Here is a 17646-nt window from a genome sequence, read left to right on the forward strand (position 1 = left end):
GTTGAATAGCCGACTTTGACTTCCAATGCCATGTACCGCGAAGAGTGGCTCGGGCTTTTCGGGGAGCACTCTGGTCTACTTGGCGCGGTTGCCAGGACTGTCCCTCGTCATGGCCTCGCCGGTGTGGAGATAAACTCCACCCGAGCCGTCCACGTCGATCGATCGGGCGCGATGAACTCGGCGGCGTCGACATCCGCAAAGCTGTCGTCGGTGCCCGGGTCTCAACCGGGCACGGCCACCGACGTGGAATGCTGCCCGTTGTGCGGCGCTGGAGGCGGCCGTCCTCGTCGACCCGGACGGTCGAGCAGGGTTGGTCGGCGAATGGCCTCACAGGAATGTCGTGACCGCGCCGACCGTCATCGGATCGCAAGGACTAGGTAGATCACTGCGAGAGCCAGCGTGGTCGGGGTCATGATGAGGCGTTCTGGTTTGCTGGGGGAGATCCCGTTCATGACGACGCCGAGCAGTAGGTATGCCGTTATCACCCACATGGCGATCGCTGTGAGAGGTCCGTTGATCATCGGCGGGACGAGGCTCGCCTTGGCCAGAGCCGCATAGGCGAAGAGTGCGTATATGGCTATGGAAATGGCGCTCCCGGTTCTCAGCTTGGCGGGAAGGACGCGATGCTGTCCGCCCCAGGCCAGCTTTCCCAGAGGCGCTCCGGCAATGAGCGCGGCTTGGAAAATGGTCAGGCCGGCCAGAACTGCGCAGGCAAGTATCGCGAGAAGCTGATTCAACGGCATTGTGAGTCCATCCTGGTGTCCGGCACAAAGTGAGCACGGCTTCGGCTGTGGGTGAGTTCCGTGTTCGTGGCAGGCAATGTTGCATTTGGCATGGTTGTCTTCCCACGAGGTTGGTTGGGGGTGAATTGCATAATCATCGTCCGGCCGGCCGCGCTCGCCGACGGATGACATGCTCCGCGATCAACAGGTTGATGACCCAGGCGGCACCCATGAATATTGCGCGGGAGAGTTCGTTGGTCGAGTCGAAAATGACCGAAGCGGGGATGAGTAGCAGGGCTTGGGTGCCGGCGGCCACCGCTATCGCGTAGGCCCGCGTCATCCACGCGCTGTGCCGGATGAAGTCTCGCCGTACGATCTCGCGAATGCCCAGGGCGATGCTCGCCACCATCGCGGAACCGAAGACCAGTCGAAGGACCATCAGGAGCGTGCCGTCGCCAGGCGGGTGCGGGTAAAAGGCCGCCATCCACAACCCCGAGAGGGCTGCGAGCAAACCGGCGGGGATGAGGATGCGTCCAATGATGCGATGCCAGCCGCTGGCGCGTCGGCGAAGTGCGGGAACGAATTGGACAGCGCCGAGCAGGCTGTACACGGTCACGCTGACGATGTGTGTCACCACGGGCACGGGGGAGTCGAGGAACCGGGCGTTCTGCGGGGTGGCGACGGCTCCGCCAGTTAACTCGGTGAGTCGCGCGGCTCCCGCCAGCACAGGGATGAGGCTGAGGAGGATCAGTCCGGCTGGTGCGAGCCACTGCCGTTGAGGACGCTTCGTTTGCGTGCCGCGGGCTGACGCGACAGTCGCGGTGCTTTTCGTCATGGTTACTGTCTCCGTGCAACGTTGACCGAGATCAATGTCACGCCCAGGTTGGCGACCCGCCGCATCAGCCCGTGCAGGGCAGACTGATCCATGACTGGGCCGGTCAGGGTGGTGGTTCCGTCGTTCTCGTTGATCAGCGTGAAGCCTTCGAACCACTCGCCCCAGGTTTCGTCGAGCTGCCCCTGGAGCCGAATTTCATACTGGTCGGCGGTGTGCTCGTGCGGAGGCGTGGGTGCGTCGCTCATAGCACTGCTCCTTTTCGGGTGGCGAAATCCTGCACTGGTTTCGTCAGATCGTGGGCGTCTGATGCAGGCGGGCGGCCTGCTGGCTGAGTCGGGCCTGTGCTGTGTTCTTGCGCTGAACCGACCACAGCGAGTATCCGAGCCAGATCAAGGCCAGGCCCATAGGGATGGCGGCCATCCGTTCGATAGTGTGCGGAAGCAGGCCGGCGACGGGTGTCAGCGCCGCCGCGACGATCAGCAGGATGCCGGCCCCGCGCGACAGGATGCGGGCGCGAAGAATGGCGATGCCGAACACCAGGGCGCCGATGACGTACAGCGCGCCTCCTACAGCCGGCAGTGCGGCGAGCGGGCCGAGGTCGGTCACCGCGGGGTGTCGGCCGAACAGTCCGACGAAGTCTCCGGCGAGTTGCGGAGCGTCCTTGGCGATCAACGGGGCGATGAACGCTTCGGCGAAGTTGAAAGCCGACTGCAGAACGAAGAAGAACGCAAACATGACGTAGCCGATCAGACCGAGCACTCCGACCTGTTTGCACTGGTGGAGGTAGAGGCCGGTGAGGCCGATCAGGCCGAGGACGGCCATGCCGAAGCTGAGGATGTGCACGGTCACCCACATTTGCGTGGCGAGGGAGGCGATTTCGTCAGCGGGGTGGATGAACTGGATGCCGATGAAGATCAGCCCGGAGAAGGCGGCGGCGATGGCGGTCCCGCGGGTCAGTGCGGAGGTCGTGATACTCATGAGTGTTCTCCTCGATTCTGGAGTTGCCCCGGGCGGTTACCTGGGTACACCACTGAATTTACGAAGACGGGTGGTGACCCGGCATCACCCCGCACGGTGATGCATGTGGTGATTTAAGGTCTTAGATCAAGCCCAGGGCTTCGGCGCGGCGCACGGCCGCCGGGCGGCTGTTTACTTCAAGCTTTCCGAAGATGTGCTTGATGTGTGTGCGCAGGGTGTTCACGGAGACGTACAGCTCGCGGGCGATTTGCGGGCCGGTCAGCTCGGTCGCCATCAGCCTGACCACGTGCAGTTCTCGCTCACTCAGAGCCGCGAGTGGCTGGGCCGTCGCGGTCCGGGGCACGGTCGTATTCCCGGCCTGTCTGAAGGTTCGATCGAGGAGACGAACGTAGGCCGGCGCGAGTCCCTTGTTGGTGGCAGCACGGAGCAGCACGGCCATGGGCGCCCCTTCATCCAGGAAAAGTCGCACATACCCCTCCGGCTCGGCCTGGACGAGAACTCTGTCCAGGGCGCGGAGTGACTGGGCCGCGTGGCCCTGGGCTGAGTGGGCGAGGGCCTGCAGGATGAGAATTTCGTTGACGGTACCCGTGCGCTCTGCTGCCTCCGCCACCGCGAGCAGCCGGTCCAACAGCCCCGTTGCCTCCTGGATGGTGCCCTGGTCCCGGTCGACCGGGTGCCGCGCGATCACGAGCCTCGCGAGCGTGATGTGTTCGAACTCGCGAAGATAGCTCGGCTCATCCGCTGTCGACAAACCTCGCTCCGAAGCCCAGGCCCTAGCCTCAGCCAGCCTGCCCTGTGTGATCCAAACGCGAGCTCTCATCGCGGCGATCGGGCGCACCTCTGGGAAGAACCCCCGCCGATACAGACGTTCCGCCGAATCGAGCAGGTCAACGGCGGCGTCCAGCTGTCCCTCGGCCTCTCTGATCCGCGCCATCGCCACGAACCACCGGTACCGATTTTCGTGCGTGGAGGCATCGTCGCCCAGCGCTTCGCTGCCCGCCAGATGATCGGTGGCGGCCGAAAGGTCGTTGTGTTCCCGGAGCAGTTCGCTGATCCCCACGTGCAGGTCGGCCGTTGACTGCGGAGGTGGCTCACCCTGCTCGGCAGCCAGCTGCAGGGCCCGTTCGTACAACCGTTGAGCTTCCCGCAACTTGCCCTGCGGGATGAGCATGTCGGCCACCACGATCGTGGTGCCCAGCAAGTCAGCGGTGTTCCCGGCCAGACGCAGACTCGTTCTAACCTCGCCGAACGCCCGCACCCCCGCCTCGAGGTCGCCGGTTGCCCATGATGCCAGCCCGAGGAAACCGGCCGCCGAAGCGCGTCCGAGATGATCGTCAGGCTGGGTGAGGTCGAACGCTCGTTGAGCGTGTTCCCGTGTTCCGATCACATCGCCCCGTGCTTGCGCAACGGCCGCCCGATAGACGGCGATCGTCACGGGAAGCATCCGCAGTTCGTCGCCCTCGACGGACTCGTGCGCAGGGCTTCCATCATCATTCCGGGCACCAAGGGACTTCTCGGCAGCGTGAAGCCGGGGTTCGACAGCATCCACGTCACCGGCCACGAGTGCGGACCACGCTCGATAGACGCCCAGAATGGGCCGGCGAGCGATCACGCGCTCCGGCAATAGCGTCAGCCAGCGCAGCAGAGTGGCGTCTTGTCGACTCTTGCGAACTGCCGGAACGACTCCCTCAATGATCCGGGCGGCCCGTTCGAAATCACCTGCCGCCAACGCATGCGTGACTGCGTCCTCCGCTAGATCGTTCTGCTCGTGCCACGCGCTAGCGCGCGTGTGGAGGTCGGCCAGGCGAACCGGCCCATCCCGCAACAATCGCGCTCGCAAAGCATCCGCAAAGAGGTGGTGGTACCGGTACCACTCGCGCCGGTCATCGAGTGGCACAAGGAACAGGTTGGCCCGCTCGAGTGAATCGAGCATGCCGTTGCTGTCCGTCTGTCCGGTGACCGCATCACAGAGGGGGCCGCTGAGCCTGTCCAGGATCGCGGTGCTCAGCAGGAACTCGCGCACCCGTTCGGGCTGGCTCTGCACTACCTCTTCGGCTAAATAGTCGATCACGAAGCGGTTACTTCCGGTGAATCCCTGAATGAAACCGGAGACATCCGCACGCTCCCGCATCGACAGGGCGGCCAACTGGAGCCCGGCTATCCAACCCTCTGTGCGCGTTTCGAGCGCGCCGACATCCTCAGCGGAAAGCCCCAAGGCCATTGTCTCGTTGAGGAAGGAGGCGGCCTCGTTCGGCGTGAAACGCAGGTCGGCCGCACGCAGCTCGGTAAGTTCTCCGCTGGCGCGGAGGCGGGCTACCGGGAGCAACGGATCGGAGCGGCTCGCGATAACCAGGTGCAGCTTGGACGGCAGGTGATCGAGGAGGAACACGAGGGCTTCTCGAATCGATGTGTCTTCGATCACCTGAAAATCGTCGAGAACCAGAATGATTGCGCCGGAGCATTGCGCGACGTCGTTGATCAGAGCCGTCAGCGTCAGCTCCAATGAGGAGGACGGAAGGGCGAGCGCGTCGGCGCCAATGGCGGGATCAGCCCGTTGCACGGCGCTGAGGAGGTAGGAGAAAAAGCGGGCCGGGTCGTTGTCGCTCGCGTCCAGCGACAGCCAGCCGACCCTCAGCTGTGGGTCTCCTAGCTGGGCATCGGCGATCCACTCGCTGAGCAGCGTGGACTTACCGAACCCGGCCGGGGCAGAGACCAGCGTCAGCTTTCGACCGGAATAGAGCCCCTCGGCTAATTGGTCAACGAGGCGCGGTCGAGGCACGGCTCGGGTCCGGAGCAGCGGGATGAAGAACTTGGTGGCCAGGACCGGCATCGCCATGACCTCATCCTAGGGATGTGAGGCCGTATTGTCGGCCTAACCGCTGGATTGGACACCGCACCCACGTGAGGCTCGTCGTCGTGACAGCGAGCGGCCGCACGCCAGACTTTGACAGACAGCTGCGGACAAGAAAGTGGTCGAATAGGGCCAATATGGAACAGCTCCTGGCAGACGCTTTGCGCAAACTGGAGGACCGTGAAATGGTGGACCGCACAGTGTTCACCGTCCTGTCTGTGCTGCTTTAGGGGAAACCGCGAACAAAACGCTCGTCCATCTTTGTGATTGGACCGAGGCACGACCGGTCGGTTCACAGCAGCTGGTACATTGACCAAACTTGAGGAGTCCACCATGAACCCAGCCATGCCGGTAATAGTTTTTGATGTCAATGAAACCCTCTCTGACATGTCTCCGATGGAGAATCGCTTCGTAGAGGTCGGTGCCCCGGGCTACCTGGCCCGCATTTGGTTCGCATCCTTGCTGCGGGATGGGTTCGCCCTCGCCGCGTCTGGGGGCAGCGTGAGATTCTCCGTGGTGGGCGCGGAGATCCTGCGTGCCCTGTTCCGCGACGTTGCCCTGACCAGACCTATCGACGAGGCGATAAACCACGTCTTAGACGGCCTCGGGGCATTGAGGGTGCACCCGGACGTTGCAGACGGGGTGCGGGCGCTCAAGGATGCGGGATGTCGCCTCGCAACCCTCTCCAACGGGTCCGCCCAGCTGGCCCAGACCATGCTGACCGCGGCGGCGATCCGGACTGACTTTGAGGCCCTCCTCACTGTCGAGGATGCCCCGCAATGGAAACCAGTCGGTTCCGCCTACCAATACGCGGCGGAGGCTCTCGGAGTTCGACCAGCCGACATGCTCCTGGTGGCCGTGCACCCCTGGGACATCCACGGGGCAGCCCGGGCTGGCCTGCGCACCGCCTGGCTGAACCGAACCGATGCACTTTATCCGAGCTACTTTGCGACACCGGATTACACCGTTCCAAATCTCAGCGAGCTCGCCGAGCGCCTTCAGGCTTAGGAAGTCCGTGCTCGGTGGCTATGAATGCGACGCCGCAACTCACGCCCATGGTTCTCACCTCGCGGGAGAGCGGTCGTCGCCCTCGACGTCGTCATCGCGCGCAATACAGGGTGGCGAATCTGGTTATAAACAACACGGCATGCAGGGCACAATGAGTTATGGACTCAAAGCAGGAAAAGAATGCGGTCGACGATATGGTTCGCCGGCTTGAGATCAGATACGCCGATCTGCCGGCGGATCGGGTGAAAGCGGTCGTGACGGCGTGCCACGCTTCCCTCTCTGACAAACCCATCCGGGACTTCATCCCGGTGCTGGTTGAACACGCAGCGCGATCGCAGCTGCGCGCGGAGCGGAAGGCAGCTCCGCGCGCGGCCTAGCGTTGATTGCGCTGCAGCGCAACGTCCTACCCGGGCCGCGAGCCCGGCTTGACCTTCGACGCGGAGCGAACGTGTTTCCAGAGCTGGGCGAATACCCGCGCAGCCTCAGTGCTCGGTGCGTACGTTCCTATCGGCGCGCGTTCGGCGCCCATCCGTTCGATCAAGACGGTCGCGGGAACGACGAGGTCGATCACCTGTGGATGTTCGCGCGGCAGCGCCTCTGCGGCAGAGCGGTGTACAAGTTTGCGGCGATCCACCATCGAAAGGAATGCGAATACCTTAGGCGGCCGATCCGATGCCGCGATGATTTCGTTGACCTGGGCCAGCGAACGTAGTGAAAGCGGCGACGGTACCAGGGGGACCACGGCAAGGTCGGCCGCGTTGAGTGCGTTTTCAGCCACGAGGGACGCCCCGGGCGGGCAATCGAGGATCACGACGTCATATTGGTTCGAGACCGACTTCAGCACCTTGGCGATACGCTGCGTCGACTTCTTGGCTGAGTCAAGGAACAGATCGAGATCTCGATAGGTGTCATCCGCCGGCAGCACATCGAGGTTTTCGTACGCGGTCGGCCGGATGACAGCATCCGCGTGGCTTTTGCCTCGAATGAGGGAATCCACGCCGCCTTTGACCTTCGCTTTGACATTGAGGAGATACGTCGCGGCGCCCTGCGGGTCCAGGTCCCACAGCAGCACTCGGCACTCGTGGGAAGCCTCCCAGGCGAGATTGACCGCCGTCGTTGTCTTGCCGACGCCACCCTTGGTGCTGTACACCGCGACGGTCTTCATGAGCCCATCATAGGAGTCAACTTCGCGGCGCCGGGGGACCACTGGCGCCTCGATACCGTGTCGCGCTGGAGGCGCCCTCAGCGGCCAGGTACGTGCCTTGGTTCCAGTAGGGGACGAGTCCAAGACTCTCCACATTCTCGGTCTGGAGCTTCGAAGGAGCCGGTGAGAGGCATCTTTGGGGTGCAATAGGCTGATAATTGCCACTAATTTCTCATGGAATACACAGGTGATGTTCACCCTGTGTTGGCACACACCAATCTTGGGGAGATCACGACATTCATGTCGCTTGAAAACACGCCGCCGACCACGCCACCGAATCCATTTCAGGCCGGATCGATACCGCCGACTCCGACTCCGACTGCGCCGGGCCAGCCCGCAGTGAATTCAGAGCCCGCTCAGCCCGCGCTCACGCAGGCCAATCCGTACGCTGGTCCGGCCGGGCAGCCGCTCGCTCAGGGGCCGAGCGGGCCGAATGCGTTTTCCGTGATCGCACCGGGCGCGTGGCGGGGAGCCGTCGCATCCGCTGGGATCGGGTACGGGGCAGCGTTTGTTGTCGCGCTTCTTACTGTTGCCCTGACCGGACTTCTTACCGGCTGGGAGATGTTCTCGGCTGGATGGCTTGTCTCCGGTCCAGTGCAGTTGGTCGCAATGGCAACGTTCGGCCAGCTTGGCGCGTCGACCGAAGTTGACTACATCATCTCCTTCGCCGCGAGTGTCACTGTGGGAGTGCTGCCGCTGCTGGTATTTGCCGCTCTACTGGTCGGCAGCTATCTTTCCAGTCGTTTCGTGGGGCGCGGCGTCTGGCAGGGCTCCTCGGTCCTCATTCTGTCGGCCGTGTCTGGGCTCACGCTCGCCATCGGGGTGACCGTGCTGGCCGCGGTGCTCCCTGTGCGGTTCCCCGACCTGCAGTTGGACATTCCTGTCGGCTCGACCTCCGCGGCATCAGTCGGTTCGTTCCTCGGCGCGCTCGTCATCGGATTCACCGTCTCCTACGTGGCCCGGCTGCAAGCCACAGACGGATGGTCGCGTCTTCTTGCCCGCGCCACCTGGCTACCGTGGGGCACCGTGCGTATTGCGTCCCTGCACCTCGGTGCCTTCATCGCCGTGCTGGCGGTCGTGCTGGCAATTCTGACCCCGCTGTCCGAGGCCGACGAATATGTCGGAGTGCTTCCCGTGTTCTTGCTCACCTTCGCCATCAACGCCGTCGTCATCGGCATGTTGGGAGCTTTCTCCGCCGATCTGAGTGATCTGGACCGTGTGCTGGCCAGCCTGGGCGGCGCGTCCAACGAGCAGACGAAGCAAAATCTCTCCGTGTTCAGCGAGGGAATCACCGGCTATATCTGGCTCATCGTGCTACTCGCCTTGATTCTGGCAGTCGCCGCCTCGCTGCTGCTCGCCGTTCGTCGCAATCGCGTGCGCCCGGCACCCCTGTCATGGCTGGCCACCATCGCTACGTACCTGGTCTTCGGTTTAGTGCTGCAGCTTCTTGGCAGCGCTCTGGTTACGGCGTCGATGACCGCACCCGAGAATGCCTCGGCGTCGGGAACGTTTGGGCCCGCTGCGTGGACCTTTCTGATCTTCGCACTCTGGGGCGCTGCTATTGAGGCCCTGACGCGCTTTGTCGCACCGGTTATCTTGGCCTATGCAACGCCAGGGGCAATCGGCGCTCTCGTGAAGCTATCGGGTCAGGAACGCCTCTTGCCCGTTGTGCCGACGGCACCCCTCGCGCCGGTTAGAACCGTTGCAGCTGGCGCGGCCCTTCCTGAAACAGAGGTGGCGTACGGCATCGATCCCATCACTGGCTATCCCGTCACAACCGATGTCACCGCGGCCGGCCAGCCGGGTGCTGTGCCGCTCCCGTTCGCGACCAGTACCATGTCTCCGGCCACCGCGAAGCGAGTGAAGATCGGCGCCATCATCGTCGGTGCCGCTGCGCTGCTCATCATCGCGGCAAGTGTGGCTGGCGGTATCGTGCGTTCCTCGGTCTTTGGCCCGCAGAATGTTGCGACCGCCTACCTCGATGCGTTGGAAAAGGGCAACGCCTCGACGGCCCTGAAACTGCTCGGGTCTTCAGCGGATGCCGGTGACGGCCTGCTCTCCAACGAAATCTTCGGGCTGGCGACAGATCGCATCGAAGACGCCGCCATTTCGGATATCACCATAACCGAGGATGTCGCTCAGATCGAGGTGCACTTCAAACAGGGCGGAGTTTCTGATTCCGCCGTGCTGAAGCTCACCCGAACGAGCACCGACTGGCTGGTTGCCGATAACTGGTCCATTCTGAACGCCGAGCCTGGTCAGATCGACGTCTACGTACCGACCAGACTGGGCGACGTGGAGCTCGAGGCGAACGGCCTGTCGATCGGTACGACCAAGGACGACGGGTTGACCCTGCCGGCCTTCCCCGGCACCTACGAAGTGGCCATTCCAGCCACGGACTATTTCGAAGAATCATCGGTGACCTATGTCGTGAGCGGGCTTCTCGGGGGGTACGGAGAGTTCGAATCGAGCGACGATGCGTTCACGGCCAACCCAACGGCCGAGTACGAAGCCGCCGCCTTGGCGGCCGTGAACACGCTCATCACGACCTGCCTCGCCGAGGGAGAGGCCGCGTCTGATGACTGCCCGAACATGGGGTACATCTCTTCCTACTACTCCAACGTGGTCTACACCCTCGTTACAGCGCCCGACCTCACCGTGGATCTGTCGTACGAGGACGGCGGTTTGACCGTCTCCTCCGACACCTACGGTGTCGTGAATATGGAGTACGACGTCGACTACGGCTTTTCTACCGAGATCCGTCATGAGACCACTGAGAATTACCTCACGATCAGCGCTGAAGTGAACGTCGTCGACGGTGAGGTTGTGGTGACCTCGCTCTACTAACCGAGCATCAGAGGTTCGGGTTCGGCTTGCGCCGAACCCGAACTTTTTTATGCCCGGGGGTGGGCGTTCTCACCACCCCCAGGCGGGGGTCAGCTGAGAATGTTTCATGATATAGATTGAGGCGAGGGAAATTCTTCGGTCGACTCGCGGCAATCAAGCTCGGTGAACGTGCCGACACCGTATCTCTCAATCTAACTGCAAAATGTTTCACTTCATTTATCGCCGTTAGCGCATTGATAGATCACGGAGGGCGTGACGGAAATGACAAATCCCCGAGGTGCGGGCGACTCTCGGTCGTCGGGCCACTACGGAATGAATAAAGAAAAGTCGACTCTCGCCAGCGACGAGTATTCGAGCGCACAGAAGAATGTCGCGGACAAGAACATGTTGGAACAGGCGGTGAGCCTGCAGCATGCCATCTTCAACAGCGCCAATTTTGCATGTGTCGCTACCGACGCCAGGGGAGTCATACAAATCTTCAGTGTGGGCGCGCAAGGCATGCTCGGCTACACGTCCGAAGACGTCGTGAACACGGCGGTGCCAGGAGATTTGCACGACACAGACGAAATCATCGCTCGAGCGGCGCAGTTGAGCGCCGAATTCGGCACCAAAATTCAACCCGGCTTTGAGGCCCTGGCCTATAAGGCGAGTCGTGGAATCGAAGATGTCTATGAATTGACGACGATTCGAAAGGACGGGAGTCGCTTTCCGACCACGATGTCGGTCACGGCGTTACGTCACGACGATGCGGAGATTATTGGATATCTGCTGATCAGCACCGACGACACAGCGCGTAATCAGGTATCGATGGCCCAATCTGTACTCGACCAACGGCTGCGCGACCAGCAGTTCTACACGCGGTCGCTCATCGAATCGAACATCGATGCGCTTATGATGACCGACACCCGGGGGATCATCTCTGACGTGAACCAGCAGATGATCAAACTCACTGGGCGCACCAGGGACGAGCTCATCGGCGCCCCGTGCCGCAATTTTTTTACCGATCCGGCCCGGGCAGACACGGCCATTAAACGTGCTCTGACCGAGAGCAAGGTGAGCGACTACGAACTGACGGTGCGCTCCATAGATGGCGACGAGACCGATGTGTCGTACAATGCCGCGACCTTCTACGATCGAGATCGAGTGGTGCAGGGTGTATTTGCTTCGGCCCGTGATGTGACAGAACGCAAGCGCTTCGAACAAGCACTCCAAAAGACGAACATCGATTTGGAACACGCCAGCCGCATGAAGACGGAGTTCCTGGCAACGATGTCCCACGAACTGCGCACTCCATTGAACGCCATCATCGGCTTTTCAGAGGCGCTTAAGGATGGACTCATCGGGGAGCTTACCGCGACGCAGCGCGAGTACATCGGAGACATTTATTCCAGTGGGCACCACCTCCTGTCGCTGATCAACGACATCCTCGACTTGTCCAAAGTCGAGGCGGGGATGATGGACATTGAGCTGGAAACGGTGGATGTGCGGTCGCTGTTGGATCAAAGCTTGTTGATCGTGCGAGAAGACGCTCTGGTCCATGGGCTGCACCTTGTATTCGACGGGGCAGACGATCTGGGGATGCCACTGCTTGACCGACGCAAGACCAGGCAAATCGTTTATAACCTCTTGTCAAATGCGGTCAAGTTCACACCTGACCTCGGCGCGGTCACGCTCACGGCGAGAAGGGTGCCGCGCAGTGCAGTGGGTAAAATTGTCGGCACCCGACCGGTGCATGATTTTCCACTTCCGAAGAGCGACGTCGATCATTTTCTGGAAATTCGCGTCGACGATACGGGAATGGGCATCTCACGTGAAAATATGTCTAAGCTCTTTCTCGCTTTCAGTCAGATCGACAGCACCTTGGCGCGCAAGTTCGAAGGCACCGGACTCGGTCTCGCCACGGTCAAACAGATGGTGGAGTTGCAGGGAGGCACCGTTGCTGTGGCCAGCGAGACCGGCGCGGGATCTAGTTTTGCCGTTTGGCTTCCACTGGGCGCAACCGATGGCCAGGCGCCAGCTTGGCCGGGGAGGGCGACAAAAACATCGACTTCCGACGGAGTGTCAGAAGCCTCGAAGACGCTAGATGGAGCTTCCAGCTCCGACGTTCAGCCCAAGGCTTCGGTGCGCCGCGACCCCGGTGGCGCGGCCAGTGTGGTGGGAAACGGAAAGCTGCCCACTGTCGGCGAATTGGCCGAAGCGGCGCCGGAAGCGGCGAAGGAAGAGGCCCGCACCGGCGGAGACGAGAGCGACGCGGTTCCTGCCACGAAGCAGGTGAAGACTGACTCAGGGGTCGAATCCCCGGATACGGCGACAGGGATTGTTTCCGATGTGGCCGAGAGCTTTCAGCAGTCGCGCGCAAGTGAGGAGCAAACCGACAAGCACGTTGTTCTCGTGATTGAGGACGACGCCAAGGGGGCCGAGGTTCTTCGGCTTTTGCTGGAGGCTGAAGAGTTTCGGGTCATCGTCGCCCGTAGCGGTGAAGAGGGTTTGAACCTTGCCCCGAAACAGCGTCTCAGCCTCATAACCCTCGACATCCGTCTGCCGGGAATGGACGGTTGGGGTTTTCTGATTCGCCTGCACGAGTTCTCGGATCTTGCCGCCGTTCCGATTGTGATAATTGCGGGGGACACCGATGTGAGCCTGGCCTTGACGCACGGCGCGGCCGCCGTACTGGAGAAACCGATCAGCCGACAGGCGCTGCAACAGTCGTTGAAAGCGCTCGGCCTCAGCCCTGACGCCCGGCGCACCCGACGTGTTCTGGTCGCTGACGATGACCCCGAAACTGTTGATGTGATCGCACGCTTTCTGACTCGCCCGGAGTATGCGGTCGAGCGCGCTTTCACAAAAGACGAGGCCATTGAGATGGCGCAACGTTTGCATCCTGACCTGGTTTTGCTCAATCTCATGATGGAAGGGTTTAGCGGCTACGAGGTGGTGTTGGCGTTGCAGAGCGACGAGAGTACCGAACATATCCCCGTGTTGATCGTGTCTGGCAAGCCACTCACCAAGCGGGAATCGGCGGCTGTTGACAGTGACCCAACCCAGCCGGTGCGCGTGCTCGGTACAGAGAAGTTCAACCGAACTTCCTTCATCGCCGAGGTCAAGCGCGCTTTGAAGTCTGGCGAACTTCGCGGCGACCCGGAAGGTGGGTAGCAATGTGGCCAGAATTCTTGTCATTGAAGACAATCCCATCAATATGAAGCTCGCCACGCTGCTGGTGCATCGGGCCGGCCACACGACGTCGGAGGCCGTCGATGCTGAGAGCGGTTTATTGCTCGCCCGGGTTGAACTGCCAGATTTGATTCTGATGGATATCCAGCTGCCGGGAATGGACGGGTTCGCCGCCACCGCCCTGCTGAAGAGCGACCCCGCCACCGCCCAAATTCCGGTGATCGCCCTGACAGCGATGGCCATGTCGCGGGATCAGGACCGGGCGCGTCAGGCTGCTTGTGACGCCTACATCACCAAGCCGCTGCACTATCAGGAGCTTCAAGACGCGATCCACTGGTTACTGCCGCACGCTGACGATGAGGACGCGTCGGAAGAAGTGTGTTCCACAGTAGGCAACGGTTCGAACCCGATGGATTCGTCTTCCGGCTTCTCGGTGCAAGACCGGTCGACGGGTGAGGATTTTCCCAGAGGGAAAAGAGCGACGACACTTCGCTCCCCGGATGCCACTCGTATTCTCGTAGCCGGCAGTAATTCGACCAATCAAAAGCTTATTCTGTGGCAGCTGAACCTGCTCGGATACGAGGCCGACCTGACGGACAACGGTGCTCAAGCCCTCGAGCTGTGGACAACGGGCGACTACCACCTGGTGATCACTGACCTCCAAATGCCACAGATGAACGGCTTCGAATTGGCCACGGCCATTCGAGCGGCGGAGGGGCCAGGTGTACATATGCCGATCCTGGCGATGACAGCCAGCGCGGTGCGCGGCGATGCCGACCACACCCGCACCGTCGGCATGAACGACTATCTCATACGCCCCCTCCATCTCGCCAAGCTGCGGGCGGCTCTATTGAAATGGTTACCCCTGGAATCCGACCACGAGCATTGACCCGCTTTGTTCCACTCGCAGCCTCGTCTCGTGACGCTTGTCTTCACGAGTTTGCGGGCGCACGGGTACCTGGGTGCGTGGCGTCGGGGTGGCGGTCATGCCTTACTCGGTATAGCGCTACTCGTACCGCAGCGACTCGATCGGGTTCTGCTTGGCCGCCCGCTGAGCCGGCAGGGTACCGGAGAGGAACGCGATCAGCATGACCAACAGAATGACGAAGGCCACAGCTGCCGGCTCAAACAAGAGGATGTTCAATCCCGGCAGCCCAGAGAGCAACCCCTGCGACAGGACGGCGCTCAAGGCTGAGCCGAGCCCGATCGCTACACCAGCACCGATGGCGCTGCCGAGGAATCCGATAACGATCGCTTCGAGGCTGAACAGGGTGTACACCTTGCCGCCGCTCATGCCCATGGCCTTCATTAGGCCGATCTCGCGGGTGCGCTCCTGCACGCTCATCAGCAGGGTGTTGATAATGCCGAATGCCGCCGCGATCAGGGCAATGACGGCGAAGGCGTTGAGCACCCCCACGATGCCGTTGATCACCGTCTGCACGGCGCCGAGCTGGTCTTCGATGGTGCTCGCAGCGTAGTTCTGGGTGGCGAGGTCAGCCTTGAGCGCGGTGACGGCATCCGCTGACAGGGAATTGTCGAAGTGAGCCACGGCCACACCGTAACTCGTGACGGCGGTGTCGATGCCGCCGGACTGCGCGTCAGCCAGTTCGGCTATTAGCGCGTCGTTGGCCCCCGCGCCCGCAGCGAGCAGACTCTCGAGCGAGACGCCGACGACGGTGGCGTTCACTGTGTGTTTCGCGCCGAGAATGTCGGTGATTCCGATAGAAACGGATGCCCCCACCGCGTCGTCTGCCGACGCGAACCCGAGCGGAGTCACGAAGCTGTCGGGCAAGACCAGCTGGGCCTCCGTGGCGCCGCCGTCGAGTTGTGCGCCCGCCGTGAGGTCGGCCGTAGTGACGGCGGAGGTGGCGTTGATGCTGAACTCGAACTGCGCACCGGAGTCGTACTGGATGTAGTCGGGCTGAACAGCGCGAATCGGATCGACCGACACAATACCCGCGGTCTCGCCGATCTTGGTGAGGTCGGAATCTGTCAGCGCCTTGGTCGTGGTGCCGGGGGGACCCTGCTGGCTGGAGACGGACGCTGAACTATTCGGGTCATATTTGACCGGGCCGTCGCCGGCCGTCGTGGCGTCACTCGCCTGCGTGATGATGAATACGTCGGGGGAGCCGAGGGCGCCTACCTGAGCGTCGACGTACTGGCTGACGCCGGCGCCGACGGCGTTGGTGAGGGTGAGAGTGAACGCGCCGACGAAGATGGCCAGAACGGTCAGCGTTGTGCGAAGCTTGCTGCGAAAAGTGTTGGAGATCGCGGTGGCGACGAGGTCTTTGGCTCTCATGCTGTGCCTCCGGCGGTGGTTCGTGCTTCCGGGGTGTGCAGCGCGTGCGTCCCCGCGGGGGGCGAACCGGGGTGGGACACGACCAGTCCGTCGCGAATGTAGACCTGCCGGTCACAACGGGCGGCGAGTTCCTCGTCGTGGGTGACGATGACGAGTGTGATGCCCTGGCTGCGATTGAGCTCGAACAGGATGTCTTCGACCACGGTGCCGGTGGCGGTGTCGAGGTTTCCGGTAGGTTCGTCGGCAAAGATCACCCGCGGCGCATTCACCAGGGCGCGACCGATCACGACGCGCTGCTTTTGCCCGCCCGAAAGGGTCGTGGCCTTGTTGCCGGCCTTGTCGGTCAGTTCGAGCTGTTCGAGAACTTCCATGCCGCGGCGGCGACGCTCCTTGGAGCCGATGCCGGCGATCTTGAGCGGCAGAATGACGTTGTCGAGCACGCTCACGTTGGGGGTGAGAAAGAACTGCTGAAAGACGAAGCCGAATTCCTTATTGCGCAGCTCGTTGACCGCGCGCTTGGAGAGCGACTTGGCGTCTGTGCCGGCAACTTGCAGCGATCCCTTATCGGGCTCGTCGAGCAGGGCGAGCAGGTGCATGAGGGTTGACTTGCCTGACCCGCTCTTGCCGACGATTGCCACGGTCTCGCCGGGTGCAATCTGAACGGACACGCCTTTCAGTGCGTCGAAACGACTCGCACCCGACCCATAGGATTTCTCCAGGCCCTGTGCATCAATTACCCACTCGGAGTTCATCGTGCTTCCCTCGGTTCTGTGCGACCCATACGGGCCTCATATACAGTAACTGCACTCTAAATTGCAGTTACTGCACGTTTGCTGAGGGATGCTGCGGCCCGCGTCGGTCTACAGGTCGAGGCTGTCGCCCGGTTCGAGGGGGAAGAACTCACCACCGCCAAGTTGGGTGACGTTTTGGAATCTCGCATTGGACAGGTCTTTGCCGGCGCGAGAGAGCAGCATTTCATGGGTGGGAAAGCAGCGCTTGGGCTTGATCGCGAAAATGTAGTCCATCGCCTCGCTGATTTTCATCCAGGGTGCCGCGGCCGGCACAGCGAGCGTGCCGACCTCGACCCCTTCGGGAATGGTGAAGGCATCGCCAGCGTAGTAGAGCTCGTCATTGACGAGAACTCCGACGTTGTCGATCACCGGGATTGATTCATGGATGACCGCGTGGGTGGCGCCGAAGAAGCGCAGGGTGAAAGGGCCGACTTCCATCACGTCACCGGCCTGCACCGTCGTCACTTCAAGATCAGCGTTGACGGCGGCAATGGCCCGCGCAACGCCGGCCGGCGCAAAGATGCGCAGATCGGAGTTCATTTCGATGATGCGGCCCAGTTGTTCCGGAGTCCAGTGATCGGCGTGTTCGTGGGTGATGACTACGGCCACGGCACCCGCCGTGCCCGTGAGCGCAATGGTAAACGAACCTGGGTCGACGTAGAGCTTCTTGCCGGAAAGTTCGATGATCAGGGCGGCATGCTCCAGCTTGGTCAGTTTCATGCCCTGAGCTAACCCCGATTCGTGTCGTGGCGCAACAGCATCCGCTTTCTTGAATGCTGTCGGCAGCCGCTACGGCGCGCCGCGGGCACCCAGTTTGGAAGAGGGCTCCGGTGTGTGGCATACTCGGTAAGTTGCAAAAACGGCCCCATCGTTTAGCGGCCTAGGACATCGCCCTCTCACGGCGGTAACGCGGGTTCGAATCCCGCTGGGGTCACAATTG

The 17646-nt window shown here is 62.0% G+C and carries 14 protein-coding genes and 1 tRNA gene; 6 read left to right on the forward strand and 9 right to left on the reverse strand.

What is annotated here, in order from left to right; all coding sequences use genetic code 11:
• Positions 1 to 356: 356 nt before the first annotated feature.
• The 5 genes from E3T39_RS01170 to E3T39_RS01190 form a co-directional block, all read right to left on the reverse strand.
• A complete protein-coding gene (locus E3T39_RS01170; RefSeq protein ID WP_174845076.1) occupies positions 357 to 743 on the reverse strand; it encodes a hypothetical protein in 387 nt (128 codons plus the stop codon).
• A gap of 133 nt (positions 744 to 876) precedes the next feature.
• Complete coding sequence (locus E3T39_RS01175; RefSeq protein WP_134512945.1) at positions 877 to 1557, reverse strand: DUF2306 domain-containing protein; 681 nt, start codon at positions 1555 to 1557, stop codon at positions 877 to 879.
• 2 nt (positions 1558 to 1559) lie between these two features.
• Positions 1560 to 1802: a hypothetical protein gene (locus tag E3T39_RS01180; RefSeq protein WP_134512946.1), complete on the reverse strand. Its 243-nt coding sequence runs from the start codon at positions 1800 to 1802 to the stop codon at positions 1560 to 1562.
• A gap of 43 nt (positions 1803 to 1845) precedes the next feature.
• Entirely contained in the window at positions 1846 to 2535 is a 690-nt protein-coding gene (locus E3T39_RS01185) for a hypothetical protein (RefSeq protein ID WP_134512947.1), read from the reverse strand.
• 121 nt (positions 2536 to 2656) lie between these two features.
• Positions 2657 to 5371 (reverse strand): winged helix-turn-helix domain-containing protein, encoded by a 2715-nt coding sequence (locus tag E3T39_RS01190; protein WP_134512948.1) that lies wholly within the window; start codon positions 5369 to 5371, stop codon positions 2657 to 2659.
• Between the two features lie 348 nt (positions 5372 to 5719).
• Between E3T39_RS01190 and E3T39_RS01195 the strand changes: the two genes are divergently transcribed.
• On the forward strand, positions 5720 to 6394 hold the full coding sequence (locus E3T39_RS01195; protein ID WP_134512949.1) for a haloacid dehalogenase type II: 675 nt from the start codon (positions 5720 to 5722) through the stop codon (positions 6392 to 6394).
• A gap of 158 nt (positions 6395 to 6552) precedes the next feature.
• The gene (locus E3T39_RS01200) at positions 6553 to 6771 is read left to right on the forward strand and encodes a three-helix bundle dimerization domain-containing protein (RefSeq protein ID WP_134512950.1); all 219 of its coding nucleotides are present in this window, start codon (positions 6553 to 6555) and stop codon (positions 6769 to 6771) included.
• A 26-nt stretch (positions 6772 to 6797) separates the two neighbouring features.
• Here the strand turns inward: E3T39_RS01200 and E3T39_RS01205 are convergent, their stop codons facing one another.
• Positions 6798 to 7559, reverse strand: coding sequence for a ParA family protein (locus E3T39_RS01205; RefSeq protein ID WP_134512951.1), 762 nt, complete (start codon positions 7557 to 7559; stop codon positions 6798 to 6800).
• Between the two features lie 279 nt (positions 7560 to 7838).
• On the opposite strand from E3T39_RS01205, the gene E3T39_RS01210 reads away from it, so the two are divergent.
• The 3 genes from E3T39_RS01210 to E3T39_RS16060 all read left to right on the forward strand — a co-directional run bounded on the left by E3T39_RS01210 (position 7839) and on the right by E3T39_RS16060 (position 14505).
• A complete protein-coding gene (locus tag E3T39_RS01210) occupies positions 7839 to 10445 on the forward strand; it encodes a hypothetical protein (RefSeq protein ID WP_134512952.1) in 2607 nt (868 codons plus the stop codon).
• A 312-nt stretch (positions 10446 to 10757) separates the two neighbouring features.
• Entirely contained in the window at positions 10758 to 13598 is a 2841-nt protein-coding gene (locus tag E3T39_RS01215; protein WP_134512953.1) for a response regulator, read from the forward strand.
• Positions 13599 to 13602: 4 nt separating this feature from the next.
• Complete coding sequence (locus E3T39_RS16060) at positions 13603 to 14505, forward strand: response regulator (protein ID WP_166784005.1); 903 nt, start codon at positions 13603 to 13605, stop codon at positions 14503 to 14505.
• Positions 14506 to 14622: 117 nt separating this feature from the next.
• On the opposite strand, the gene E3T39_RS01225 is transcribed toward E3T39_RS16060, so the two are convergent.
• From E3T39_RS01225 to E3T39_RS01235, 3 genes are all read right to left on the reverse strand, one after another.
• Entirely contained in the window at positions 14623 to 15915 is a 1293-nt protein-coding gene (locus E3T39_RS01225) for an ABC transporter permease (RefSeq protein WP_134512954.1), read from the reverse strand.
• Entirely contained in the window at positions 15912 to 16667 is a 756-nt protein-coding gene (locus tag E3T39_RS01230) for an ABC transporter ATP-binding protein (protein WP_134512955.1), read from the reverse strand. The genes E3T39_RS01225 and E3T39_RS01230 overlap by 4 nt, the downstream gene beginning before the upstream one ends.
• A gap of 108 nt (positions 16668 to 16775) precedes the next feature.
• Positions 16776 to 17426, reverse strand: a complete 651-nt coding sequence (locus tag E3T39_RS01235) for an MBL fold metallo-hydrolase (protein ID WP_134512956.1) — start codon at positions 17424 to 17426, stop codon at positions 16776 to 16778.
• Positions 17427 to 17567: 141 nt separating this feature from the next.
• Between E3T39_RS01235 and E3T39_RS01240 the strand changes: the two genes are divergently transcribed.
• Positions 17568 to 17640 (forward strand) — tRNA-Glu (locus E3T39_RS01240).
• Positions 17641 to 17646 lie beyond the last annotated feature (6 nt).

This window comes from Cryobacterium suzukii (genome assembly GCF_004403185.1).
In the GTDB taxonomy this organism is placed as follows: Bacteria; Actinomycetota; Actinomycetes; order Actinomycetales; family Microbacteriaceae; genus Cryobacterium; species Cryobacterium suzukii.

Coding starts and splice junctions, on each gene's coding strand:
- E3T39_RS01170 (WP_174845076.1), bottom strand. CDS start 743: ATGCCGTTGAATCAGCTTCTCGCGATACTTGCCTGCGCAGTTCTGGCC.
- E3T39_RS01175 (WP_134512945.1), bottom strand. CDS start 1,557: ATGACGAAAAGCACCGCGACTGTCGCGTCAGCCCGCGGCACGCAAACG.
- E3T39_RS01180 (WP_134512946.1), bottom strand. CDS start 1,802: ATGAGCGACGCACCCACGCCTCCGCACGAGCACACCGCCGACCAGTAT.
- E3T39_RS01185 (WP_134512947.1), bottom strand. CDS start 2,535: ATGAGTATCACGACCTCCGCACTGACCCGCGGGACCGCCATCGCCGCC.
- E3T39_RS01190 (WP_134512948.1), bottom strand. CDS start 5,371: ATGGCGATGCCGGTCCTGGCCACCAAGTTCTTCATCCCGCTGCTCCGG.
- E3T39_RS01195 (WP_134512949.1), top strand. CDS start 5,720: ATGAACCCAGCCATGCCGGTAATAGTTTTTGATGTCAATGAAACCCTC.
- E3T39_RS01200 (WP_134512950.1), top strand. CDS start 6,553: ATGGACTCAAAGCAGGAAAAGAATGCGGTCGACGATATGGTTCGCCGG.
- E3T39_RS01205 (WP_134512951.1), bottom strand. CDS start 7,559: ATGAAGACCGTCGCGGTGTACAGCACCAAGGGTGGCGTCGGCAAGACA.
- E3T39_RS01210 (WP_134512952.1), top strand. CDS start 7,839: ATGTCGCTTGAAAACACGCCGCCGACCACGCCACCGAATCCATTTCAG.
- E3T39_RS01215 (WP_134512953.1), top strand. CDS start 10,758: ATGAATAAAGAAAAGTCGACTCTCGCCAGCGACGAGTATTCGAGCGCA.
- E3T39_RS01225 (WP_134512954.1), bottom strand. CDS start 15,915: ATGAGAGCCAAAGACCTCGTCGCCACCGCGATCTCCAACACTTTTCGC.
- E3T39_RS01230 (WP_134512955.1), bottom strand. CDS start 16,667: ATGAACTCCGAGTGGGTAATTGATGCACAGGGCCTGGAGAAATCCTAT.
- E3T39_RS01235 (WP_134512956.1), bottom strand. CDS start 17,426: ATGAAACTGACCAAGCTGGAGCATGCCGCCCTGATCATCGAACTTTCC.